General features: G+C 70.5%; 22 protein-coding genes. 3 read left to right on the top strand and 19 right to left on the bottom strand.

The genetic code is table 11. The features are described 5' to 3' along the window. Positions 1-3: 3 nt before the first annotated feature. The 18 genes from BIV04_RS00190 to BIV04_RS00105 all read right to left on the bottom strand — a co-directional run bounded on the left by BIV04_RS00190 (position 4) and on the right by BIV04_RS00105 (position 19,167). Entirely contained in the window at positions 4-780 is a 777-nt protein-coding gene (locus tag BIV04_RS00190) for a DivIVA domain-containing protein (protein WP_071254550.1), read from the bottom strand. 145 nt (positions 781-925) lie between these two features. Then, a complete protein-coding gene (locus BIV04_RS00185; RefSeq protein WP_071253237.1) occupies positions 926-1,228 on the bottom strand; it encodes a YggT family protein in 303 nt (100 codons plus the stop codon). 93 nt (positions 1,229-1,321) lie between these two features. Beyond that, positions 1,322-1,849 carry a cell division protein SepF gene (locus BIV04_RS00180; RefSeq protein WP_054146793.1) on the bottom strand — a complete coding sequence of 176 codons (528 nt, stop codon included), beginning with the start codon at positions 1,847-1,849 and terminating at the stop codon, positions 1,322-1,324. 37 nt (positions 1,850-1,886) lie between these two features. After that, positions 1,887-2,585 carry a YggS family pyridoxal phosphate-dependent enzyme gene (locus tag BIV04_RS00175; protein ID WP_071253236.1) on the bottom strand — a complete coding sequence of 233 codons (699 nt, stop codon included), beginning with the start codon at positions 2,583-2,585 and terminating at the stop codon, positions 1,887-1,889. 6 nt (positions 2,586-2,591) lie between these two features. Beyond that, on the bottom strand, positions 2,592-3,752 hold the full coding sequence (gene ftsZ / locus BIV04_RS00170) for a cell division protein FtsZ (RefSeq protein ID WP_054146791.1): 1,161 nt from the start codon (positions 3,750-3,752) through the stop codon (positions 2,592-2,594). Positions 3,753-3,890: 138 nt separating this feature from the next. Further along, the gene (locus BIV04_RS00165) at positions 3,891-4,934 is read right to left on the bottom strand and encodes an FtsQ-type POTRA domain-containing protein (RefSeq protein ID WP_255364087.1); all 1,044 of its coding nucleotides are present in this window, start codon (positions 4,932-4,934) and stop codon (positions 3,891-3,893) included. A gap of 148 nt (positions 4,935-5,082) precedes the next feature. After that, a complete protein-coding gene (gene murC / locus BIV04_RS00160; RefSeq protein WP_071253234.1) occupies positions 5,083-6,513 on the bottom strand; it encodes a UDP-N-acetylmuramate--L-alanine ligase in 1,431 nt (476 codons plus the stop codon). Continuing rightward, on the bottom strand, positions 6,510-7,625 hold the full coding sequence (locus tag BIV04_RS00155; RefSeq protein WP_071253233.1) for a glycosyltransferase: 1,116 nt from the start codon (positions 7,623-7,625) through the stop codon (positions 6,510-6,512). Before BIV04_RS00155 ends, murC begins: the two co-directional genes overlap by 4 nt. Then, positions 7,622-8,929 (bottom strand): putative lipid II flippase FtsW, encoded by a 1,308-nt coding sequence (gene ftsW / locus BIV04_RS00150; RefSeq protein WP_071253231.1) that lies wholly within the window; start codon positions 8,927-8,929, stop codon positions 7,622-7,624. The genes BIV04_RS00155 and ftsW overlap by 4 nt, the downstream gene beginning before the upstream one ends. After that, a complete protein-coding gene (gene murD, locus BIV04_RS00145) occupies positions 8,886-10,451 on the bottom strand; it encodes a UDP-N-acetylmuramoyl-L-alanine--D-glutamate ligase (protein ID WP_071254546.1) in 1,566 nt (521 codons plus the stop codon). Before murD ends, ftsW begins: the two co-directional genes overlap by 44 nt. Next, entirely contained in the window at positions 10,448-11,551 is a 1,104-nt protein-coding gene (gene mraY, locus BIV04_RS00140) for a phospho-N-acetylmuramoyl-pentapeptide-transferase (protein ID WP_071253225.1), read from the bottom strand. Before mraY ends, murD begins: the two co-directional genes overlap by 4 nt. Beyond that, on the bottom strand, positions 11,548-12,954 hold the full coding sequence (gene murF / locus BIV04_RS00135) for a UDP-N-acetylmuramoyl-tripeptide--D-alanyl-D-alanine ligase (protein WP_071253223.1): 1,407 nt from the start codon (positions 12,952-12,954) through the stop codon (positions 11,548-11,550). The genes mraY and murF overlap by 4 nt, the downstream gene beginning before the upstream one ends. Beyond that, positions 12,951-14,501: a Mur ligase family protein gene (locus BIV04_RS00130; protein WP_071253221.1), complete on the bottom strand. Its 1,551-nt coding sequence runs from the start codon at positions 14,499-14,501 to the stop codon at positions 12,951-12,953. Before BIV04_RS00130 ends, murF begins: the two co-directional genes overlap by 4 nt. Before the next feature lie 14 nt (positions 14,502-14,515). Beyond that, entirely contained in the window at positions 14,516-16,282 is a 1,767-nt protein-coding gene (locus tag BIV04_RS00125; RefSeq protein WP_255364086.1) for a penicillin-binding protein 2, read from the bottom strand. 74 nt (positions 16,283-16,356) lie between these two features. Continuing rightward, the gene (locus BIV04_RS00120; RefSeq protein WP_071253219.1) at positions 16,357-17,013 is read right to left on the bottom strand and encodes a hypothetical protein; all 657 of its coding nucleotides are present in this window, start codon (positions 17,011-17,013) and stop codon (positions 16,357-16,359) included. Then, positions 17,010-17,960 carry a 16S rRNA (cytosine(1402)-N(4))-methyltransferase RsmH gene (gene rsmH / locus BIV04_RS00115; protein ID WP_055973037.1) on the bottom strand — a complete coding sequence of 317 codons (951 nt, stop codon included), beginning with the start codon at positions 17,958-17,960 and terminating at the stop codon, positions 17,010-17,012. The genes BIV04_RS00120 and rsmH overlap by 4 nt, the downstream gene beginning before the upstream one ends. 101 nt (positions 17,961-18,061) lie before the next feature. Then, positions 18,062-18,493, bottom strand: a complete 432-nt coding sequence (gene mraZ / locus BIV04_RS00110; RefSeq protein WP_055973040.1) for a division/cell wall cluster transcriptional repressor MraZ — start codon at positions 18,491-18,493, stop codon at positions 18,062-18,064. Positions 18,494-18,765: 272 nt separating this feature from the next. Beyond that, the gene (locus tag BIV04_RS00105; RefSeq protein WP_071254542.1) at positions 18,766-19,167 is read right to left on the bottom strand and encodes a DUF3040 domain-containing protein; all 402 of its coding nucleotides are present in this window, start codon (positions 19,165-19,167) and stop codon (positions 18,766-18,768) included. Positions 19,168-19,277: 110 nt separating this feature from the next. Between BIV04_RS00105 and BIV04_RS00100 the strand changes: the two genes are divergently transcribed. Then, the gene (locus BIV04_RS00100; protein ID WP_071253216.1) at positions 19,278-20,399 is read left to right on the top strand and encodes a polyprenyl synthetase family protein; all 1,122 of its coding nucleotides are present in this window, start codon (positions 19,278-19,280) and stop codon (positions 20,397-20,399) included. A gap of 61 nt (positions 20,400-20,460) precedes the next feature. Here BIV04_RS00100 and BIV04_RS00095 read toward each other — a convergent pair whose 3' ends face one another. Beyond that, positions 20,461-20,817 (bottom strand): Rv2175c family DNA-binding protein, encoded by a 357-nt coding sequence (locus BIV04_RS00095; RefSeq protein ID WP_055973046.1) that lies wholly within the window; start codon positions 20,815-20,817, stop codon positions 20,461-20,463. Positions 20,818-21,010: 193 nt separating this feature from the next. Between BIV04_RS00095 and BIV04_RS00090 the strand changes: the two genes are divergently transcribed. After that, a complete protein-coding gene (locus BIV04_RS00090) occupies positions 21,011-22,360 on the top strand; it encodes a LysM peptidoglycan-binding domain-containing protein (RefSeq protein WP_255364085.1) in 1,350 nt (449 codons plus the stop codon). Positions 22,361-22,447: 87 nt separating this feature from the next. Further along, a complete protein-coding gene (pknB, locus tag BIV04_RS00085) occupies positions 22,448-24,406 on the top strand; it encodes a Stk1 family PASTA domain-containing Ser/Thr kinase (protein ID WP_071253214.1) in 1,959 nt (652 codons plus the stop codon). The last annotated feature ends 40 nt before the right edge of the window (positions 24,407-24,446 follow it).

Below are 24,446 nucleotides of genomic sequence, written 5' to 3'. Positions count from 1 at the left end.
ACCTTAGTTCGAGCCGAAGCCCTGGGCGCTGGCCGGAGTCGACCGGGCGGCCTCACCCGTGCCGTCGCCGTCGAGCTCGTGGAGCTGGCCTTCGATGTAGCTCTTGAGCTTGGAGCGGTAGTCACGCTCGAACGACCGCAGGTCGTCGATGCGACGTTCGACGCTCGAGCGCTCGGTGTTGAGGCGGTCGAGGATCTCGCGCTGCTGGGTCTCGGCGGCACCGACGATGTCACGCGACTTCGTCTCGGCCTCGGCGACGACCTCGCGCTGACGCGCCTCGCCCTCGGACACGAGTCGTGCGGCGGTGGCGTGGCCTTCGGCGATGAGCGCGTCGCGCTTCTCGACACCCTCGCGGACGTGCTCTTCGTGCAGACGGCGTGCGAGCTGCAGCAGGCTGTTGGTGCTGCTGGTCTCGTCGGCCTCGGACACGGCCGGGGCCGAGTAGGCGGGAGCGGACGCCACCGCGGCGGGGGCCGCGACGACGGGCTCGGGCTCGACGACCGGTTCGGGCTCGACGGCCTCGGGAGCCGAGGCGGGAGCCGGTGCCGACGCAGGAGCCGGGGCGCTGGCCACGGGGGCCGACACGGGGGCGGCCTGCGTCACGGGGGCCGAATCGCCCGACGAGAGGCGCTGACGCAGCTCGTCGTTCTCCTGGTTGAGACGTCGCAGCTCGGCGACGACCTCGTCGAGGAAGTCGTCGACCTCGTCCTGGTCGTATCCCTCGCGGAACTTCGTCGGCTGGAACCGCTTGTTGACTACGTCTTCCGGCGTCAAAGCCATTGCCGTCACCTCGTGCATCTGTTGGATCGTGTGATCGTGGTCTGTGTCGTTCTTCTACACCGTAGAGGAACGGGACCCGGTCGGGCCGGGGTCGTGCCGTTCGGGCGCTGCAGTGAGCCTACCCTGTCGCTCGCCGACGACGTGGTCAGCCGAAGGTGCGGAGCCCGGAGGCGACGCTCATCAGGATGATCACGGCCAGCATGATGATGCTCCAGCCGAAGTCGAGTGCCACCGAACCGAGCCGCACGGGCGGCAGGATCTTGCGCACGCGACGGATGGGCGGGTCGGTCACGGTGTAGGCCACCTCGGCCAGCACGAGAACCGGCCCTCGGGGCCGCCAGCCGCGACTGAACGACTGAGCCAGGTCGAGCACGAAGCGCGCCCACATGAGCAGGAAGAAGATCAGCAGCACGTAGTACGCGATCGTGGCGATCAGGTAAGTGATCATCGGGGGGTCATCAGCTCACACGAGTCGGCGCGAGGGGACTCGCGGGCGGGCAGGTCGTCACGTCGACGCGGAGAAGCCGCGACGACGGACTCGTCACGACTGGGCGAAGAACGACGCTTCGATGTCGGATTCTACCTCAGCCTGCTCGCCGCTCACCGCGATGTGCGCCGGTGACAGAAGGAAGACCTTGTTGGTCACGCGCTCGATCTTGCCGTACAGGCCCTGCGAGAGTCCGCTCGCGAAGTCGACCAGACGACGGGCGTCAGCCTCGGTCATCTGCGACAGGTTGATGATCACCGGGATGCCGTCACGGAAGCTCTCGGCGATCGCCTGGGCGTCCTTGTACTCGCGGGGGTGGACCGTCAGGATCTCGTTCATGTCGTGGGGCACCGTGTTCTTCGGGGGCGAGGAGCGACGCAGGGGCGTCACGGGGGCGCGGGTGGGCGCGGGGGCGGCAGTGGGTGCCGAATGGACCGGGGCGACGGGAGCCGGAGCCTGAGCGGCCGCCTGCGGTCGCGACGACTGCTGGGGCTGCGCTCGCTCGTGGGGCTGCTCGTCGTACTCGAGCTCTTCGTCGGCGAGGCCCAGGTAGACCATCGTCTTGCGCAGCGGGTTGGCCATGGTGTTCCTCCGAGTCAGTGGATCGTCAGGACCGACATTAACGAGCATCGGGGCGAGAACCCGTGATTGCCGTGCCGATCCGTAGGTGTGTCGCGCCCTCGGCGACGGCCTCGGCGAAGTCGGGGGACATGCCGGCCGAGATCGCGTCGGCCGTGGCCTCGAGGGACCGCACCCGTTCGGAGACCGCTCGGAGGCGCGCGAAGGCGGGTCGCGCCTCCTCGTCCAAGGGCGCGACGGCCATGACGCCCCGCAGCCGCAGCCCGGGGGTCGAGAGCACTCTCTCGACCAGGCGCTCGACGTCGCGTTCGGCGACTCCCCCGCGGCCGGGGTCGTCGGTCAGGTTGACCTGGACGAATCCGTCGACGACGAAACCGGACTCGTCGGCCAGCGCGTCGACCACGGAGTCACGGTCGAGCGAGTGCACGGCGTGTGCGTAGCGCCGGGCCTGCCGCGCCTTCTTCGACTGCAACTGACCGACGAAATGCCACCGGAGTCCCTCGAGGTCGCTCAACTCGGCGGCCTTCGCCTGGGCCTCCTGATGACGGTTCTCACCGACGTCGCGGACGCCCAGGGAGTACAGCGCACGGATCAGGCCGGGCGGGTGGAACTTCGTGACGACGATCGTGGTGAGCTCGTCCCGAGACCGCCCCGCGGACGCGCAGGCGTCGTCGACGGCCGCGGCGACCCGGGCGAGACGCTCGCCCAGGTCGCCGTCGACACTCGTCGGATCGGTCACTCGTCGTTACTTGAGGAAGTCCGGGACGTCGAGGTCGTCGTCACCGTCGTCGAAGGCCGGGTCGACGGCCTGGGTCGCGGGCTCTTCGGGCCGCTTCCAGGCGGCGGGCTCGTGCGTCGCACCGCTGTCGGCGATGGCCGAGACACCGGCGACCGAGGTCGCCGTGGGGCCCTCGGAGTCGACGAAGCTCGACCGGCGGTCCTTCACCTTGGTCGAGGGCTCCCCACCGTCGAAGCCGGCCGCGATGACCGTCACGCGCACCTCGTCACCGAGGGTGTCGTCGATCACGGCACCAAAGATGATGTTGGCCTCGGCGTGGACGGCCTCTTGGACCAGACGAGCTGCGTCGTTGATCTCGAAGATTCCCAGGTTCGAACCGCCCTGGATGGACAGCAACACCCCGTGCGCACCGTCGATGCTCGCCTCGAGCAACGGGGACGCCACGGCCAGTTCGGCAGCCTTGATGGCGCGGTCGGCACCCCGCGACGAACCGATGCCCATGAGGGCCGAACCCGCGCCCTGCATGACGGACTTGACGTCGGCGAAGTCGAGGTTGATCAGACCGGGCGTGGTGATCAGGTCGGTGATGCCCTGGACACCGGCGAGGAGAACCTGGTCGGCCGTCCCGAAGGCCTCGACCATGCTGATGCCGCGTTCGCTGATCTCGAGCAGACGGTCGTTCGGGACGACGATGAGGGTGTCGACCTCGTCCTTCAGGGCGGCGACCCCGGCCTCGGCCTGGGCCTGACGGCGCTTGCCCTCGAAGCCGAAGGGCTTCGTGACGACACCGATGGTCAGGGCGCCGATCGACTTGGCGATGCGGGCGACCACCGGGGCGCCGCCCGTGCCGGTGCCACCGCCTTCGCCGGCCGTGACGAAGACCATGTCGGCACCCGCGAGGGCTTCTTCGATCTCTTCGGCGTGGTCCTCGGCCGCACGGCGTCCGACCTCGGGGTCGGCACCGGCGCCGAGGCCCCGGGTGAGCTCGCGACCGACGTCGAGCTTGACGTCGGCATCGCTCAACAGCAGCGCCTGGGCGTCGGTGTTGATGGCGATGAACTCCACCCCGCGGAGCCCGAGTTCGATCATGCGGTTGACGGCGTTGACGCCACCGCCGCCGACACCGACGACCTTGATCACGGCTAGGTAGTTATGGTTCGTTGTCACGTCCGGGCCTCCGCTTGAACCTTAACTCTGCAGTTGAAGGTTAAAGTTGTACATGGTATGCAAGTTCTGCAGTCACAAGGTATGGGTGCGCTGCAGGCGCCGTCGCCAGGGTGTCCAGCGTGTCGCGAACACACCCTCTCATCTCGTCCTGATGATCCCGTTGTCGGGGGCGGACACGTCGTACTCGACGCTCGCGCCCGGGTCGCGCCGGGCCTGGTCCGCGATCAGCCCCGCGAGCACCTGTGCTTTCTTCGCCGACTCGTCGGCGCTGCCCCACACGACCCGTTCACCGGAGGTGAGCTGCAGGGTCACGTCGTCGGCCGTCGATGCCGTCACGGTGTCGACGGTGGACCGCAGGGTGACCGGCAGCGCCAACAGCACCTCGGCGACCGAGCGGTACGCGGGGCCGTCCAGGGCCGCTCCCCCGACGTCGACGAGGGGTACCCCCTCTTGCCGGGCCTCGAGTTCTTGGACGACGACGCCGGCCGGGTCGACGAGTTCGAAGCCCTCCCCCGCGGCGACCGTGGCGACGGGCTGGCGCTCCTGGATGCGGACGACGAGCGTGTGCGGCGGAGCGGTCTCGGTCACGTAGCTGGCGATCAGGGGGAAGGCCGCGAGCTCGCGGGTGACCTCGTCGAAGTCGATCATCGCGAGCGGCGTCCCGAGCTGTCCGTCGAGTGCTGCCTGGACGGCCGAGGCGTCGACGCGTTCGGTCCCTTCGACGCGGATGGTCTGCAACGACAGGAGCGGGGAGAACACGGCGACCGCGACGGACGCGACGAGGAGGAGGACGACGGCCCCGAGCGACACCAGGGTCGCTCGACGGTGTCGGCTGCGCCGCGTGAAGCGACGGACCTCGACACGTTCGACGCGCCTCCGTTCGCTGGACGCCCGACGTGCCTGCTTGCGGGCCGCGGCGGCTCGCGCCTTGGCCTCGGCGGCCGTGCCGTCGGGTGCCACGATGCGTGGCGGCTCGGAACCGCCGGGGGCACCCGACGTGCGCGGGTCGGTCGCATCCGTCGACGCGGGCTTCGCCAGGCGGTCACGCCAGGCCGCGGGGGCTCCGGCGACGGTCCCGAGACGGTCCCTCAGCGTGGACGGGGACGACGACGGGTCGGTGCCCCCGTCACCCCGTGCCGTCGAGCCACCCGTCGCCCCGAGTGGAGGACGCGGATCACCCACGACGGGGACGGGTCCCGTGGCGTCCGCGTCCCGGCCTCGCCGGCGACGGGTCGGAGCCGCCGGAGGGGTCGCGGCGGGTTCCGGCTCGTCGAATCCGTCGGGCCGCTTCATCGGAGGGCCCCCGACGCCACGGACCTGCTGTGACGAGTCACTCCGCGGAGTCCTCCGCGACGGCGACGACGGGCTCGTGAGCCGCGTCGAGCGAGCCGAGCAGTTGCGGCACGATGCGGTAGACGTCGCCGCAACCGAGCGTGATGACGAAGTCCCCGTCGCGCGCGACCTCGGCGGTGCGGTCGGCCGCGGCCTGCCAGTCGGACACGAAGTCGACGCGGTCGGGGTCGGCGAAGCGTTCGGACACGAGCGCGCCGGTGACGCCGGGCTCGGGGTCCTCGCGCGCACCGTACACGTCGAGCACGATGGTGTGGTCCGCGAGGCGCTCGTAGGTCTCGGCGAACTCGCCGGCCATCATGCGCGTCCGGCTGTAGAGATGGGGTTGGTGCACGGCGATGAGGCGCCCGTCGCCCACCACGGAGCGCGCGGCCTGCAGGGCGGCGGCGACCTCGGTGGGGTGATGGGCGTAGTCGTCGTACACGCTGACGCCTCGGACGACACCGTGCAGTTCGAACCGTCGTTCGGTTCCCCCGAACGTCTCGAGACCCGCGATGGCGGCCTCGGGGTCGACCCCCAGACCGGCGAGGACGGCGAAGGCACCGGCGGCGTTGACGGCGTTGTGCCGCCCGGGCACTCGCAACTGCACGGGCCACGAACGACCCTCGGCGTGCAGCGTGAACGAGACCGGACCGGTCGAGGCGATGTCGCTCAGCCGCACGTCGGCGTCGGCGGCCTCGCCGAAGGTCACGACGTGCGGGTGATCGAGACGCCCGGCGACACGGACGGCACCGGCGTCGTCGCTCGAGACCACGACGAACTCGCGCGCGGCCGACGCGAACCGGACGAAGGCGTCGTCGAACGCCTCGTGCGAACCGTAGTGGTCGAGGTGGTCGGCGTCGACGTTCGTGATCAGGGCGACCGAGGTGTCGTAGAGCAGGAACGACCCGTCGGACTCGTCGGCCTCGACGACGAACAGGTCGTCGTCGCCGCCGCGCGCGCTGACGCCCAGCGACTGGATGACCCCGCCGTTCACGAAGCTGGGGTCGTGCCCCGCGGCGAGCAGGGCGGTGACGATCATGCCGGTGGACGTGGTCTTCCCGTGCGCACCCGCCACCGAGACGAGCCGCTGCTGCCCGATGAGCCAGGCGAGTGCCTGCGAGCGGTGCAGGACCGGCAGGCCCTTCGCCAGCGCGAGTTGGTACTCGGGGTTGTCCTGCCAGAGCGCCCCGGTCACCACGAGCGTGTCGGCGTCGCCCACGTTGGCGGCGTCGTGGCCGATCGCGATCTCGGCGCCCAGCGACCGGAGCGACTCGACGGCTGCGCTGTCGCGGGCGTCCGACCCCGTGACCCGGTGGCCGGCGGCCAGGAACACTCGAGCGATGCCGCTCATGCCGGAGCCGCCGATGCCGACGAAGTGGACGGCGCCGAGTTCGGCGGGGATCGATTGGTCGAGGTCGGGCTTGATCATGATGTCTCGCTGAGGTCGGAGTTCTGGGAGGACGAGGAGGCGCGGCCCACGGCGTCGAGGACGAGGTCGACCGTGCGGTCGGTGCCGTCGCGCACCCCGACCGAGGCGGCACGGACCGCCATGTCGGCCACGACGGCCCGGTCGAGCAGCAGCGGGACGAGCGTGCGCTCGACCCACGCGGGCGTGAAGTCGGCGTCGGCGACGAGCAGTGCTCCCCCGGCACCGACGACGTCGGTGGCGTTGTGGCGCTGCTCGCCGTTGCCCACCGGGTAGGGCACGAGCACCGAGGGCAGGCCGAGCGCGGTGAGCTCGCTGACCGTGGCCGACCCGGCCCGGGAGACGACGAAGTCGGCCGCCGAGAGCGCGAGGTCCATGCGGTCGCAGTACCGGACCAGGTGGTGGCCGTCGAGATCGGTCGAGGTGAGGTCGGATTTCTCACCCGTGATGTGCAGGATCTGCCAGCCGGCGCCGAGCACGCTGACGGCTGCCTTCGACATGGTCTCGTTGAGGCGTCGGGCACCGGTCGAGCCGCCCGTGACGAGCAGCGTCGGCCGCGAGGGGTCGAGGTCGAACGTCGCGGCGGACTCGTCGCGGTGGGCTCGACGGTCGAGGGACTCGATCTCGTCACGCAACGGCATGCCGACCTGCCGTCCGCCCCGGAGGCGGGTGGAGCGGAAGACGACGCCGACGTGGGACGAGAGGAACGAGCCGAGGACGTTCGCCATGCCGGGCTTCGCGTTGGCTTCGTGGACGACCACGGGCACCTTCGACCGCCATGCGGCGACGTAGGCGGGGGCGGCTGCGTAGCCACCGAAACCCACGACGACGTCGACGTCGTGCTGTGCGAGCAAGGACCGGATGCCGCCGATCGCGCCCGCGAGTCGACCCGGGAAGCGCAGGGCCGCCGCGGAGGGCCTGCGGGGGAAGGGCAGCCGGGGCACGGTCAGCAGCTCGTACCCTCGTTGCGGGACGAGCCGGGCCTCGAGCCCCTCGGCCGTGCCGAGCACGAGGACGGTCGCGTCGGGCTCGCGTCGTCGGAGCCGATCCGCCACGGCGAGGAGGGGGTTCACGTGCCCGGCGGTGCCACCGCCGGCGAGAAGATACGTCGTCACCGCAGAGACCCTACCCGCTGTCGCGGGAGCCCCTGCGGCGCGTCGGCCTCTTCGGGCACCCGGGCGAACGAGAGAACCACGCCGATGGCCACGAGCGTGACGATCAACGCCGACCCACCCGCCGAGATGAGCGGCAGGGGGACGCCCAGCACGGGCAGCAGCCCCAGCACGACCGCGATGTTGACGAGCGCCTGGCCGATGATCCACGCCGTGATGGCGCCGGTCGTCACGCGGACGAAGGGGTCGTTCGTGCGGCGGATGATCTTGACGAAACCCACGGCGAGGACGATGAACAGCGCCAACACGACCATCGCACCGATCAGCCCGAGCTCTTCACCGACGATGGCGAAGATGAAGTCGTTGTCGGCCTCGGGCAGCCAGGACCACTTCGACTTCGAGTTGCCGAGGCCGACGCCGAAGAGTCCCCCCGAGGCCAGGGCCCAGGTGCCGTGCAGGGTCTGCCAGCACTCGGCCTGGTACTGGCTCGAGTCGGTGCAGCCCGACAGCCAGGCGGCGATGCGTGAGTTGCGCGAGCTAGAACCCTGGGCGATCAGGGGCACGACGATCGCCAGGAACGCGAGCGGAGCGAGCAGGTAGCGCAACCGGACACCGGCGAACCAGACGGCCGCGAAGACGAGCAGGAGCATGATCATGGTCGTCCCGAGGTCGCCGCCGAGCACGACGAGGCCGATCGCGACGCCGGCCACGGGCACGAGCGGGATCGCCAGGTGCTTCCAGTCGTCGAGCAGGTCGCGTTTGACCGAGAGGATCATGCCGAGCCAGATCGCCAGCGCGAGCTTGACGGCCTCGGATGGCTGCGCCGTGAAGGAACCCAGGTCGATCCAGTTGCGGTTGCCGCCGATCTCGTAGCCGAGGGGCGAGAACACGAGGAGTTGCAGGACGATCGTCGCGCCCAGGACGTGCCACGCCCAGCGCTTGAGGAACGACACGGGCAGCCGCGACACGATGAGCATGAGCGGGATGCCCACGGCCGCGTACGTGCCCTGTCGGATGAACGCGCCGAAGAACGACGTGTGTCGTGACGAGATGTACTGCTCGACCGACGAGGACGAGAGCACCATGACGAGCCCGAGCACGACCATGAACAGCGTCGTGCCGAGGATCACGAAGTACGAGCCGGTCTCGGCGGCGAAGAGCTTCTTGACACGGACGACGGCACCGGCGGTGCGCTTCGACGACCCCGGGCCGCTCGACGCGTCCTCGGTCGGCTGGACGGGCCCGCGGCTCGTGCGACCGGACTCAGTCGGCCGACGGCGCGGGAGGCTGGACGGCGGGTTGGCCATCGACGTCACCCCTCAAGTGTTCGTGTACGGCCTGGGCGAAGGATCGCCCGCGGGCCGTGTAGTCGGTGAACTGGTCCATGGACGCCGCCGCCGGGGCCAGGAGCACGGTGTCTCCGGGTCGGGCCACGCTCGCGGCGAGGCGCACGGCCGTCGGCATCACCTGCTCAGTGTCGGTGGCGTCGACCTCGAAGACGGGGATGCCGGGCGCGTGTCGGGAGAAGGCCTGCCGGAGGGGCTCACGGTCGACCCCCACGAACACGGCCGCCCGGACGGCGCCCGTCGACTCGAGGACGAGCGGCTCGACGTCGACGCCCTTGAAGAGGCCGCCGACGATCCATACGACCGACGGGAAGGCCGTCAAGGAGGCGCGCGCGGCGTGGGGGTTGGTCGCCTTCGAGTCGTCCACCCACGTCACTCCGCCGGACTCGGCGACGACCTCGGTGCGGTGGTGGTCCACCGCGAAACCGGCGAGGGCGTCCCGGATCGAGACCGGGGCGACGCCCACCGCACGCACGAGCGCGGCGGCGGCGAGCACGTCCTCGACGAGGTGGTCGGCACCGAGGCCGACGCCCTGGAGCGCCTCCCGGGTGGTCAGTTCGAGCGCCTGGGTCCGACGCTCGGCGAGGAACGCCCGGTCGGCCAGCACGGCGACGCCGTCGCCCGTCACGATGCCGACCTCGCTCGGGCCCGGGGCGTCGAGCCCGAAGCCCACGGCACGGCAGCCCTCTTCGACGTCGGCGTCCTCGACCATGCGGAGGGTGGCCTCGTCGGCCTTGTTGTAGACGCAGGCCACGACCGTGTTCTCGTACACCTTCGCCTTGGCGGCGCGGTAGGCGTCCGCCCCGCCGTGCCACTCGAGGTGGTCCGCCTCGAGGTTGAGACAGACGGAGGCGCGGGGCCGGAGGGCACCGGGGCCCGCGGTGGGCAGGTAGTGCAGTTGATGGCTGGAGAGCTCGACGACGAACAGGTCGAAGCCGTCGGGGTCGCGCACCGCGTCGAGGACGGGGACGCCGATGTTGCCGCAGGGCGCCACGCGGCGGCCGTCCGCGGCGGCCATCGCCGCCGCCAGCTGCGTCGTCGTGGTCTTCCCGTTGGTCCCCGTGACGAGCACCCAGTCGGCCACGCGCTCGACCTTGTCGCGGACGCGCCAGGCGAGTTCGACGTCGCCCCAGACGGCCAGGCCCGACTCGACGGCCCACCGGACCAGAGGGTGATGCGGGGCGAAGCCCGGACTGGCGACCACGAGCTGCGCGTCGAAGGCCGTGAGCGTGGACGAGGGCGCCTCGAGGGACTCGACCTCGTCGAGACGCGCCCCGATCAGCTGCAGCAGTTCGGCCTTGTCGGGCTCGACCGCGGGTGCCACGACCAGGACGTCGGCGCCCAGCTCGGCCAGGGTGTCGGCCACCGAGAAGCCGGTCGTGCCGAGTCCGAGGACGGCCACGCGCAGGCCCGACCAGTCGGCGTGCCAGCTGTCGAGCCCGGCCAGTCGCTCGACCAGGGGGGCGGTGCTGCCGTCGCTCATGAGGTGCGGAGGATCCATTCGAGGTAGAAGGTGCCGACGCCGGCGGCGACGAAGAGCCCGGCGATGATCCAGAAGCGGACGACGACGGTCACCTCGGCCCAGCCCTTGAGCTCGAAGTGGTGGTGCAGCGGGCTCATCAGGAAGATGCGCTTGCCCTTCGTGATCTTGAAGTACGCGCGTTGCAGGATCACCGATCCCGTGACGACGATGAAGAGACCACCGATCAGGACGAGCAGCAGTTCGGTGCGGCTGAGGATCGCCAGGGCGGCCAGCGCCCCGCCGAGGCCGAGCGACCCCGTGTCGCCCAGGAAGATCTGGGCGGGTGAGGTGTTCCACCAGAGGAAGCCGATGAGCCCACCGCAGATGCAGGCGGCGACGACGGCGAGGTCGAGCGGGTCGGCCACCTGGTAGCAGGCGGCACGAGTGGCCTCGTCGAGACGCACGCTGGTGCAGAGCTGGTTGTTCTGCCAGAAGCCGATGAAGATGTACGACGCGATCGCGAGGATCGACGCACCCGTGGCGAGGCCGTCCAGGCCGTCGGCGACGTTGACGCCGTTCGAGGTGCTCACGGTGATCAGGACGACCCAGATCAGGAACAACCCGCCGCCGACGATCGTCCCGAAGAACATGAAGTCGAGCCACGGGATGTCCCGGAGGCCGGAGATCATCGTCGACGCGGGCGCGAGCCCGCGCTCGTTCGTGAACGAGAGCGCCAGGACGGCGAACACCGCCCCCACGACCACCTGCCCGGCGATCTTCGCCCAGCCGCCGAGCCCGAGGCTGCGCTGGTTGCGCACCTTGAGGAAGTCGTCGAGGAACCCGACCACGCCGAGGCCGACCATCATGAAGAGAACGAGCATCCCGCTGAGCGTGAGCTCGTCCCGGCCGACCAGGTGACCGATGAAGTAGCCGAGCACCGTGCCGATGATCAGGACGATGCCGCCCATGGTCGCCGTGCCGCGCTTCGTGTGGTGCGACTGCGGACCGTCGTCGCGGATGAACTGACCCCAGCCGAGGCGATGGAAGAGCTTGATGAACGCCGGCGTCATCAGAAGCGTGAAGGCGAGGGAGAACCCGCCGCCGATCAACAGCGCGATCATGCGGTCACCCCGGCCAGACGGTCGCCCAGGAGGCGCAGGCCGGCCGACTTGGACGACTTCACGAGGACGACGTCCCCGGCTCGCAGGGTGCCCTGCAGGAGGTCGTAGGCCTCGTCGATCGTGTCGACCAGCACGCTTTCTCCGTCCCACGAGCCTTCGAGGCCCGCCGCCATGTGGATGTGCCGCGCCTCGTGGCCGACGACCACGAGTTGGCGGACGTTCAACCGGACGACCAGTCGGCCGACGCGGTCGTGCTCGTCACGCGCGTACTCGCCGAGCTCGGCCATCTCGCCGAGGACGGCCACCGAGCGGTGGTCGGGACCGGTGATCTGGGCGAGCGTCTTCAGGGCCGCGGCGACCGAGTCGGGGCTCGCGTTGTAGGCGTCGTTCACGACGGTGACGCCGCCGGGTGCGTCGAGGACCTCCATGCGCCAACGCTCGGCCCGCGTCACGCCCTCGAGGACCTCGACGGCCCGGTCGAGGTCGACGCCCCATTCTCCGACGACGCTCAGGGCCGCCAGGGCGTTCATCACGTGGTGCTCGCCGAGGATGCGCAGCGACACCCGGCGACTCGTGTCGCCGTACTCGAAGGTGAAGGAGGTGCCGGCGGCCGAGACGTCGATGTCGGATGCCCGGTAGTCGGCCGACGGGCTCTGCCCGAAGGTCACGACCCGGGCGGCGGTCACGGACGCCATGCCGGCGACGCGGTCGTCGTCGGCGTTGAGGACGGCCGTTCCCGTGGCGGGCAGGTCGGTCACCATCTCGGCCTTGGCCGCACGGGTGCCCTCGATGCCGCCGAAGCCGCCCGCGTGGGCGAGCCCGACCTTCAGCACCACCCCGGTGTCGGGACGGGCGATGTCGACGAGACGGGCGATCTCGCCCGGCCCGCTCGCACCCATCTCGACGACCAGGTACTCGGTGGCCTCGTCGATGCGCAGCATCGAGATCGGAGCACCGACGTGGTTGTTGAACGACCCCTGAGGGGCGACGGTGGCCGCGACGTCGCCGAGGACGGCACGCAGCATGTTCTTGGTGCTCGTCTTGCCGTTGGAGCCCGTGACGCCGACGACCTTCAGCCGGCCGAGACCCCGGACGTGCTCGACGACGGCAGCGGCGAGGCGCGACAGCGCGACGACTCCGTCGTCGACGACGACGAGCGGTGCGGTCGTCTCGACCTCGCGCTCGGCGACCACGAGGGCCGCGCCGTTCGCGGTGGCGGCCTCGACGAAGAGGTGGCCGTCGGTGACCTCACCACGCAGGGCGAAGAAGACGGACCCCGGGGTGACCAGACGCGAGTCGGTCTCGACCGTGCCGTCGACCGGGGTCGCGACCCGCGCCTCCTCGGGGTGGACCAGGCGTCCGCCGGTGATCTCGGCGATCTGGAGGGGCGTGAGCGCGATCACTCGGACCACCCGGCTTCGCGCAGGGCCGCTCGGGCCTCGTCGCGAGCGGAGTACGGGGTGCGCTCGCCACGGATGTCGCGGTAGTCCTGGTGGCCGGGGCCGGCCCAGAGGATCGAGTCCCCCGCACCGGCCAGGGCCACGGCCGCACGGATGGCGGCCTCGGGCGGGCTGACCTCGTGGATCTCGTGCTCGGGGTAGGCCTCGCGGGCGGCGTCGACGAGGGTCTTGCGGATCGAGGCCGGGTCCTCGAAGCGGGGGTGGTGGTCGGTCACGACGAGGATGTCGGAACCGGCGGCGGCCACCCGGGCCATCTCACCGCGCTTCGTCGTGTCGCGGTCGCCGTCCGCACCGAACAGCATGATGACCTTGCCGGGCGTGAAGGTGCGGACCGCGGCGAGCGTGGTCAGGAACGCGTCCGGGCTGTGGCCGAAGTCGACGTAGACGCTCGGGCCGGTGTCGCCCGAGACGCGCTCGGTGCGCCCGGGCAGGTAGGCCACGATGCCGCCGTCGGCGTCGAGGGCCTGACCGATGGCCTCGAGCTCGAAGCCCGCCTCGACCAGCATGACGATCGCCAGGGCCGCGTTCGCGACCATGTGCCACCCGATCAGCGGGACGCGCGTCACGAGCGAGCGCTGCTCAGGGCCCGACAGGCGGAACTCCGTGTACGCGGCCTGCTCGTCGAGGATCTGGACCGTCCAGTCGGCCTCGACGTCGGGGAGGATCGTGATCGTCGTCAGGGGGATGCGAGCGTTGTCCACCACGCGCTGCCCGTACGGCGAGTCGAGCGACACCACGGCACGACGGGCACGGTCGGGCTGGAAGAGCGGCAGCTTGGCCTGGAAGTACTCCTCCATGTCGGCGTAGTCGTCGAGGTGGTCGTGGCTGAGGTTGGTGAAGGCGGCGACGTCGAAGACGAGACCGTCGACGCGGTTGCGGCTGAGTGCCTGCGCACTGACCTCGACGGCGACCGCACGCACCTCGCTCTCGCGCATGCGGGCCAGCAGGGCGTGCATCTCGCTGGCCTCGGGGGTCGTGAGGCGGCTGACGACGGTGAGGTCGCCGATGTGACGCTCGGCCGTGCTGCTGAGGCCGGTGACGAGGCCCAGCTGCCGCAGGACGCCCTCGAGCAGGTACGACGTGCTGGTCTTCCCGTTGGTGCCGGTGACCGCGAGGAGCAGGGGCGCGTCGTCGCTGTCGGTGCGATAGATCCAGGCCGAGAGCTCGCCGAGGGCCGCCCGGGGCGAGTCGACGAGGACGACGGGCAGACCGCTGGACCGGGCCAGCTCGGCACCCGCGGCGTCGGTCAGCAGGGCCACGGCACCGCCGTCCCGTGCCTGGTCGGCGAACTCGGCTCCGTGCCGGTGCGCGCCGGGCACGCCCACGTACAGGTCGCCGGGGTGGAGGTCCGCCGTGCTCAGCGTGATGCCGGTGATCTCGATGCCGTCGAGGGAACCCTCGTGCTCGAGTCCGAACTCGCTGACCAGTTGGGCGAGTGACCTCGCCGACGGATGTTCCGGTCGAAGGACCGGGGGGATCCGGGCGCTCAAAGAATCCTCTTCTCTCACCAGGTCTCGGGCAGGCTGGGTGCCGGCTCCGTCGACGGAGGGACCCGATACATCTCGAGGACCTGGGACATGATCTTGTTGAAGGTCGGCGCCGCAGCGGCCGACGTCTTGATGGTACTGGGCTTGGTGAAGGTCACGACGACGACGTATTGCGGGTTCTCGGCCGGAGCGATGCCCGCCACCGAGACGATGCGGTCAGAACCGTAGCCGGTTCCGTCCGAGCGCGCGACCTCGGCGGTGCCGGTCTTGGCGGCGACACGGTACCCGGGGATCGTCAGGACGTCCTTGAGGTCGCCGTCGCTGACGACCTTCTCGAGCATGTTGACGGTCGTGTCGGCGGCCCACGGGGAGACGACGCTCGTGCCCTCGGCCGAGGGGGTCTCGGTGACCGTGCCGTCGGGAGCCGTGCACCCGGCGACGAGGTTGACCGGCAACCGGGTCCCGTGGTTGGCCAGCGTCTGGTAGATGCTCGCGATGTGGATGGCGGTCGTCGAGACACCCTGCCCGAACATCGTGTTGATGCTCGTCTGCTGGTCCCACTGCGAGGCCGGCCGGATGCCCGTCGTGGGCTCGCCGAGGAAGGCCACGCCGGTGGGGTCGTTCAGACCGAACTTGACCATGTAGTCGTGACGTTGCTGGGCCGACAGCGACTGGCCGAGCAGCGAGATGCCGACGTTGGACGAGTCGCGCAGGATGCCCGTGAGCGTGAGGTTCTCGGTCGGGTGGAAGGTCGCGTCGTGGATCTCGCCACCCCAGGGGAACGTGCGCGAGTACGGCACCGTCGCCCGCGTCGCGGGATCGGCCTTGCCCGAGTCGAGCAGCATGGCGGCGGTCATCGCCTTGAAGGTCGACCCCGGCTCGTACGAGTAGGTGAAGGCCTTGCTGCCGAGGTCGTCGACGGCAGTGCCGTTGACGTCGTTGGGGTCGACGGCCGGGTAGTCGGCGACCGCGAGAAGCGAGGCGTCGCTCGCCTTCATGACGACGGCCGTGGCCGACTCGGCTCCGATGGCCTCGGCCTGTTCGCCCAGCGCCTGCTGGGTCATGTACTGGAGGTCGCTGTCGACGGTGAGACGGAGCGTGCCACCGGCGACGGCCTTCTTGGTCGTGACGGTGCTGCCGGGCAACTGGACGCCGTCGGCTCCGCGCTCGTAGGTCTCGGAGCCGTCGGTGCCCGCCAGGCACGCGTTCTGGCTCAGCTCGAGTCCGGCCTGCGGCCCGTCGGTGCCGATGAAGCCCGTGAGGTTGCCCGCCACCGCGCCGTTGGGATAGGTGCGTGCGGCCTGGCGCTGGAAGTACACCCACGACACGTTCATCTCGCGGACCTCGCGGAAGGCGTCGACGTCGACGCCCTTGACCAGGTACGCGAAGTTCGCCTCGGGGTCGGTGGTCAGCGCCTTCGTCATGGTGGCGGCGTCGCCCCCCGTGATCTTCGCGATGCGCTCGACGACCTGGTCGACGGTCAGCTCGGTGGTCTTGCCGTCGTCGCCCTTCACCTTGGCCGTCGTGGCGAACGCCGGAGCGGCCGTGATGTTGTACCGGGTGACGCTGCCGGCGAGCACGGTCCCGTCCACGTCCGTGATGTCGCCACGATCGCCGTAGGTCGTCTGCACGATCTCGCGCTTGTTCTGGGACTGCTCGTTGAGCTCGGCCGCCTGCACGAGCTGGATGTCGGCCAAGCGCACCACGAACACGCCGACGAGCGCGATGATCAGCGCCATCGCCAGCGTCACGCGGAGGCGGCGGCTTCGGGGAGCTGCTTTCACGAGAGGTTCCTCACCGCGGCCGGGCGCCTGCCCGACCCGCTGTCGTCGATCGATGTACCGGTGACGGCACGTCGCTAGCGGGTCTGAGGAGCCGCCAGCTCGTTCGCGCCCGACGCTACCGACTCGTCGGCCGATCCCCCGTCCGCCGCGCCTGCTTCGGTCGGAACGGCCGCGACACCCGCCGTCGTCGGAGCACCGACGGATGTGGCGGCGGGGTCGGTGCCGGCATCGGCGTCGTCAGCGGCGGTCGCGGGCGCCTTGGTCGTGAGCGGAACGCCCTCGAGGAGGGTGTTCGGGATCAGGTTGCCGGACGTCGCCTCGTCGGCACCCGCCGCGGGGGCGGGTGAACCGTGGACCGCGCCCGTGGCGAGATCGAGGTAGACGGGATTCGAGTTGCGGACCATGCCGAGTTCGTCCGCGTTGGCGGCGAGGTTCTGCGGCGAGGACAGGACGTCGCGTTGCTCGCTGTACTTCTGCTGGTCGCGGACGAGCTCGGTCTTGGCGGCCTGCAGGTCGGAGATCTTGTACGCGCCGTCGCTGAGGGCGATGCTGATGGCCAATTGGGCCAGCAGGAGGACGAACAGCGCCGCCGTCGCGATGAGTGCGTAGGCGATCTTCGGTCGGGCCCGTCGCTGTGCACGACTCGTGACGATCTCGACCGGACGCGCCACCGGGGTGGACGACGGCTGCGGACGGGTCGACGGGGTCGCGATGGCCAGGTTGCTGCTCATGCTGTTCTCCGGATTCGTTCGGCGGCGCGCAGTCTCACGGGCTTGGCTCGGGGGTTGAGGTCGCGCTCGGCGTCGGAGGCCAGTTCGGCCCCGCGGACGAGCAGGCGGAAGTCGGGACGGTGCTCGGGCAGCTCGACCGGAAGACCCTGCGGTGCCGTCGACGTCGTGCGGGCGGCCAACTCGCGCTTGACGAAACGGTCCTCGAGGGACTGGTAGGCCAGCACGACGATCCGCCCCTCGACGGCGAGACGGTCGAGGGCCACCGGGACGGCCGCTTCGAGCGAGGCCAGCTCGCCGTTGACCTCGATGCGCAGCGCCTGGAACACGCGCTTGGCAGGGTGACCGGCACGTTGCAACGCCATGGGCGTCGCCGCGATCAGGAGGTCGACGAGCTCACCGCTGCGGGTGAGCGGCGAGTCGGCCCGGTGCTCGACGATCCGTCGGGCGTAGCGCGGAGCCAGCTTCTCTTCGCCGTACTGGTAGAAGATGCGTCGCAGTTCGCTCTCGGGGTACTCGGCGAGGACGCGCTCCGCCGTGACGGGAGAGGTGGGGTCCATGCGCATGTCGAGCGGGGCGTCCTTCGAGTACGAGAAACCGCGCTCGACCCGGTCGAGTTGCAGCGACGAGACGCCGAGGTCGAAGAGCACCCCGTCGACCGTGTCGAGGTCGAGGTCGTCGAGTGCCTCGGCGATGCCGTCGTACGTCGTGTGCACGAGGCGGGCACGCTCGCCGAAGGGCGCGAGCCGCTCGCCGGCCAGGGCGAGGGCCTCGGTGTCACGGTCGAGCCCGACGACGGTGAGCTCGGGGAAGGCCTGCAGCATCGCTTCGCTGTGACCCCCCATGCCGAGGGTGCAGTCGACGACGACGGCGCCGGGACGCGAGACGGCTGGGGCGAGGAGCTCGAGGGTGCGCTCGAGGAGGACGGGGGTGTGGATCTGATCGGCCATGACGACACGGGCTGTGCTCGTCGGCCCTGATCCCCATCCGTCGGGACCTGGCACCGGGGAAGGTGCGCCAGGGCTGACGGCTGAGGGTCGGGGCCCACGGGCTAGAAGAGCCCGGGGATCACCTCCTCGGTGGTGTTGGCGAACTCGGCCTCCTGGGCCTCGTAGTAGGTGTTCCACGCGTCGGTGGCCCAGATCTCGGCACGGTTGCCCGCGCCGATCACGGTGAGGTCTCGACCGAGGCCGGCGTACTCGCGCAGTGTCGCCGGGATGGTCACCCGGTGCTGCTTGTCGGGGATCTCGTCGCTGGCCCCGGAGAGGAAGAGACGCATGTAGTCACGGGCCTGTTTGCTCGTGACCGGCGCCTGGCGGATGCGCGAGTGCATGTCTTCGAACTCGCGCTGGCTGAAGACGTAGACGCACCGCTCTTGCCCACGGGTCATGACGAGGCCGGAGGCCAGTTCGTCACGGAATTTCGCGGGGAGGATGATGCGCCCTTTCTCGTCGAGCTTGGGCGAATAGGTGCCGAGGAACATGCGCCCGCCTCCCCTCGCCCCGCACCCCTCTGTGGCACGTGCCTCCACTTTACTCCACAACCCACCACCCAGCAACGAAAAGACGGGTGCGACCACGCGTGTCTCGCCTGCGGTCCGCTCCAGTTCGGGGGTCACGGGGGTGGAGGACGGTGGAGGGAGGACGACACGAGGAGGCGCGTCCTGCGTGTCGCAGACGTCCCACCGGCCGGTCCGGCGCACGAAAAAGGGGCCGGCCCGAAGGCCGACCCCTGAGGTCGTGGTGCTCGTGGAGGCTAGGCGTCGCGCCCGTCACCGTCTTGACGGCGATCCCACCGGTCGTTGAGACGGTCCATCAGACCACCCTTGGCGGGATGCGCCGGACGCGAGGTGGAGGAACGGGGAGCGGACGGCACGGAGGCCGCTGCCGCCCCCTTGCGCTTGGGCGGCGCGATGGCGAACAGGACACCGGCCAGCATGACCACGAAGCCCGCCACACCGATCAAGGGTTGGCGGAAGATGACGCCCGCGACGATCACGGCGATGCCGACGAGCGCACCGAGGACCCCGACCACGACGAGCGTGTAGTTGGGTCGGCCACCGCGGTTGCCGACCGTCGCCACGAAGTCGGAGTCGTTGTTGTAGAGACTCCGCTCCATCTCTTCGAGGAGCCGCTGCTCCTGTTCGGAAAGTGGCATCTTGGTGTTCCCTTCGAGCACGGGCTCTCAAGCGCGAGGCGGGAGCCTCGGGATCGACGCGATGAGTAGCTGCGAGTGTATGCCCGACAGCTATCGCTAGGCTAGGCAGCGTGGCTGAGAGTACGCGGTTAGTGGACGTCGTTCAAGAGCGAATCGACCGGTTCCTCGAGCGCCAGCGACCGGCCCTGACGGGCATCGCTCCCGACCTCGATCCCTTCTCCCTCTATTCGAGCGATCTGCTCCGCGGCGGGAAGCGGTTCCGTGCTCTCTTCTGCTACTGGGGCTGGCAGTCGGTCGCCGGGCTCGACACGGGCTTCGACCCGCTCGGAGAGTCCCGCGACGAACGCGAGATCGACGCGGTCATGACCGCCTCGGCAGGGCTCGAGTTCTTCCACGCGGCGGCGCTCGTGCACGACGACATCATGGACAACTCCGACACGCGCCGGGGGCTGCCCGCGGCGCACCGGCGCTTCGAGGCCCTGCACCGCGAGGGGTCCTGGCTCGGGTCTCCCGAGGCGTTCGGCCGGTCGGGCGCCCTCCTCATGGGCGACCTGCTGCTGGCATGGAGCGACGAACTGCTGAGCGAGGCCCTCGACTCCCTCCCGTCCCGCGAGGCCGCCCGCTCGGCTCGCCTCGAGCTCAACCGCATGCGGACCGAGGTCACGGTGGGCCAGTACCTCGACATCCTCGAGGAGAACGCCTGGCGGACGGTCGACGAGCTGCAGCTGTTGCCGCGTGCCCAGCGCGTCATCGTCTACAAGTCGGCGAAGTACAGCGTCGAGGCCCCCCTGACCGTGGGCGCGGCGATGGCCGGCGCCGACCCGTCCGCCCTCGAGTCCCTGCGGCACTTCGGACTGCCCCTCGGCATCGCCTACCAGCTGCGCGACGACCTCCTCGGCGTGTTCGGTGACCCGTCGGTCACGGGCAAGCCCGCAGGCGACGACCTCCGAGAGGGCAAGCGCACGGTCCTCGTGGCGACCGCACGTCGGGCCCTGCCCCCGGGTGCCGTCCGACTGCTCGACGAACTCCTCGGCGACCCCGAACTCGACGACGACCAGATCAGCATGCTGCAGGCGACGCTCCGCGACAGCGGTGCCGTCGACGCCGTCGAGCAGACGATCACCGATCAGGTCGAGCGCGCCGTCCACGCACTCGAGAGGTCCGGACTCGCGCCGTCGGCACGGACGCAGCTGACGCGACTCGCCGAGACCGTCACGCGCCGCGCCTCCTGAACCCGCCCACGGCTCGCCGGCCGTCGCCTGACGGCCCGCCGGGGGCGATGCGAGGTGGAGGCTAGAGCAGGCTCTGCGCGATGCGCCGGACCTCGGCCTTGCGACCGGCCTGGAGGGCCGCGACGGGACTCGTGCCGAGCGCCTCGTCGTGGGACAGCATCCAGTCGATGGCCTCGTCGTCGTCGAATCCGTTGTCCGAGAGGACCGTCAGGGTGCCTCGGAGGTCGTGCCTCGGCTCGGAGCCGTCGAGGAAGACGGCCGGCACCTTCGTGACGCCGTCCACGCGGGTCCCGACGAGGACGTGCTCCTCGAGCAGGCGACGCACGCGACTCACCCCGAGGCCGAGCCGCTCGACGAGGTCGGGCACGGTGAGCCATTCGGTGTCGGCGAACCAGGGGCGTTGAGAGAGATCGGTCACGCGACAACCTTGCCACGGGTTCGCGACCCTCGCCGCGCCTCCTCGGCCTCCTCCCCCGGCGCGAGTCACATGCGCAACATGCGTCCCACTGATTGACTTGGATATCCACGTGTGCCAACTTGGGACGACGTGGCACCGCGGCTCACCGATCACCCAGCGACCGTGTCCCCGCCCCCGAACCGAGGATCAGCCCATGAACGACGTCAGTCCCGCCCGCCCCGACTCCGAGTCCGCGACGACCCAGGACACCCGGTCGACCGGTGCGTTCGGCCCTCTCGACGGGGCCGACGAGCGCAAACCGCTCTCGCGCATGGCTCGGTCCATGCTCAACACGGTCCCCATCGTCCTGGCGGGGTCCATGGCCCTCAGCATGGGCGTCACCGGTCCCGTGTTCGCCCTCGACCAGAGCCCGACGAAGAAGCCCGACACGTCTCCGCGTCCCGTGCTGCCCCCTCGGCTGTCGGCGCCCGAGCAGAAGACCGCGACCACCGTCGAGACCGCGGCGAGCTCGGCCCGCGTCTTCGGTGCCGCCCCGGCCACCTACACCGTCAAGTCCGGCGACACCGTCGCGAGCATCGCCGGCTCGTTCGGCCTGAGCACCGCCTCCGTGCTCGCCCTCAACGGACTCAGCTGGAAGTCCACCATCTTCCCGGGCCAGACACTGAGCCTGAGCGCCGCCACGAGCGCCGCGGCCACACCGTCGTCCGCGCCCGCACCGGTGAAGGCGACGGGCGGTCGGTACGTCATCGTCCGCGGGGACACGCTGAGTTCCATCGCGCGAGCCCACGGGGTCACGACGAGCGCGCTCATCCAGGCGAACGGGCTGGGACTGTCGAGCATCATCTACCCGGGCCAGACCCTGACCGTCCCCACGGGTTCGTCCGCGTCCACCCCCACGACGCCGGCCCCTGCCGCAGGGCCCGCCGTGGGCAGCTACGTCATCCAGCGGGGTGACACCATCGCCTCCATCGCCTCGAAGTCGGGCACGAGCGTCAAAGCCCTGCTCGCCGCGAACGGGCTCTCGTTCACCAGCACCATCTACGCCGGCAAGACCCTCACGCTGCCCGGTGCCGCGGCGCCGACCGCCACGACCGTGGTCGCGTCGACCTCGGCCGCACCGCTGGGCGTCAGCGCGACGCTGACGGCCGAGCAGGCCGGCAACGCCCGGACCATCATCTCGGTGGGACGCCAGCTCGGGGTCGGAGACCGGGCGATCGTCATCGCCCTCGCGGCGGCCGCGCAAGAGAGCAGCCTCCGCAACCTGGACCACGGCGACCGGGATTCCCTCGGCCTGTTCCAGCAGCGCCCGAGCACGGGTTGGGGCACGCCCACCCAGCTGCGCGACCCGGTGCACGCGACCAAGCTCTTCTTCGGCGGTGCGAGCAACCCGAACACGGGCAAGACCCGAGGCCTCCTCGACGTCAAGGGGTGGCAGTCCATGTCCCTGACGAAGGCGGCGCAGGCCGTGCAGTACTCTGCGTTCCCCGACGCCTACGCCAAGTGGGAGGCTCCCGCCACCACCTGGCTCGCGACCCTCCGCTGAACCGTGGACGGCCTGCGCGTCGGGCGGTTTGCCGCCGTGCGGTGAGTTGAGGCACCGGCACGGCCCTCGGTCCGTAAAATCACGAGGGTGAGCGTGAACCAGACTGACCCGATGATCGGCCGTCTCATCGAGGGCCGGTACGAGGTCCGTTCACGCATCGCCCGGGGCGGCATGGCCACGGTCTACCTGGCCACCGACCTGCGACTCGAGCGTCGCGTGGCCATCAAGATCATGCACGGCCACCTCGCCGACGACGCGTCGTTCAAGGAGCGCTTCATCCAGGAGGCGCGCTCGGCCGCCCGCTTGGCGCACCCGAATGTCGTCAACGTCTTCGACCAGGGCCAGGACGACGACTCGGCGTACCTCGTCATGGAGTACCTGCCCGGCATCACGTTGCGAGAACTCCTGCAGGACCACAAGGTGCTGACGCCCGAGCAGGCGATGGACATCCTCGAGGCGGTCCTCGCCGGTCTCGCCGCCGCCCACCGGGCCGGCATCGTGCACCGCGACCTCAAGCCCGAGAACGTCCTCCTCGCCGACGACGGACGCATCAAGATCGGCGACTTCGGCCTGGCGCGGGCCGCGACGGCCAACACGGCCACGGGCGCCGCCCTGTTGGGGACGATCGCCTATCTCTCCCCCGAACTCGTGACCCGGGGCATCGCCGACACCCGCAGCGACATCTACGCGCTCGGCATCATGATGTACGAGATGCTCACGGGCGAGCAGCCCTACAAGGGCGACCAGCCCATGCAGATCGCGTACCAGCACGCCAACGACACGGTCCCCACCCCCAGCTCGGCGAACCCCCGCGTACCCGTCGAGCTGGACGAACTCGTCCTCTGGGCCACCGCACGAGACCCCGAGCAGCGCCCGCGTGACGCCCGAGCCCTGCTCGACCAGCTGCTCGACGTGCAACGGGTGCTCGCCGATCCGTCGGGACCGCCCGCCAACAGGACGATGGTGCTCCCGGCCGCAGGCGCGACCTCCGTCCTGCCGTCCGGAGGCACGGGCGAGACGCAGATCCTGCCGAAGGCTCGGCACCGGACCGGACCGGTCCAGGCGGAACCCGACGACGCCGCGACGACGCTCGCCGCCGTCGCCGACCGGCGTCGGCGACGGGGTCGGGTGCTCATGGCTCTCGTCGTCGTGGTGGCCTTGCTGGCGGGAGGGGTGGGCTGGTGGTTCGGTTCGGGGCCCGGCGCCCAGGCGTCCGTCCCCGACGTGACGGGACAGGACCCTGCCGCGGCGACGGCAGCCCTCACGTCGGCCGGGTTCGTGGTCGCGCCCGACCCCCGGTCGGACTTCTCCCCGGTGGTGCCCACGGGCCAGGTCACGCGCACGGACCCCGACGCCACGACCCGGGTGCAGAAGGGTTCCACGATCACCCTCGTGGTCTCCCAGGGACCCCGGCAGCTGCCGGTGCCTACGGTCGTCGGCGAGACCGAGAAGGCAGCCACGGACGCACTCTCGGACTTCACGCTGCAGCCCACGTCGAGCCAGTTCGACGCGTCGGCCGCCGGCACCGTCCTCGCGATCAGCGGCGTGGACGACGCCGGCACCCCGGTCGATCTCGCCGGGGCCGCCCAGTACGGCGAGCAGCAGCCCGTGACGCTCACCGTCTCGCTCGGACCCGTTCCGGACGTGGCCGGCCTCTCCGTGGCGGATGCCCAGAGCGCCCTCGCCGGGGTCCAGTTGACGGGCGTCGAGAGCGGGACGGAGTTCAGCGACGGAGTCGCCTCCGGGGAGGTCATCCGTTACGAGCAGCAGGCCGAAGGGGCACTCCGCCAGGGCGACACGGTCAACCTCGTCGTGTCGAAGGGCCCGCCGCCCATCACGATCCCGGACGTCCGAGGCAAGACCATCGACGCGGCCACGTCGCAGTTGCAGGGGCTCGGCTTCCGGGTGAGCTACCCCCGCTGCACGGCCTTCACCTGCGCGTTCTACGACTGGGAGGCCAGCCTGCCGGTCACCGCGACCGACCCCGAGGCCGGCCTGACCGCCACGAAGGGTGCCACCATCACCCTCTCGTACCGCGTGGAATGACACGCGACGCCGCCTGACGTCGGCGGCGCCCACACGACGA

Origin of the sequence: Frigoribacterium sp. MCBA15_019 (assembly GCF_001864945.1) — a bacterium.
Classification (GTDB): Bacteria; Actinomycetota; Actinomycetes; order Actinomycetales; family Microbacteriaceae; genus Frigoribacterium.
This window is presented reverse-complemented; position numbering and strand designations above follow the sequence as displayed.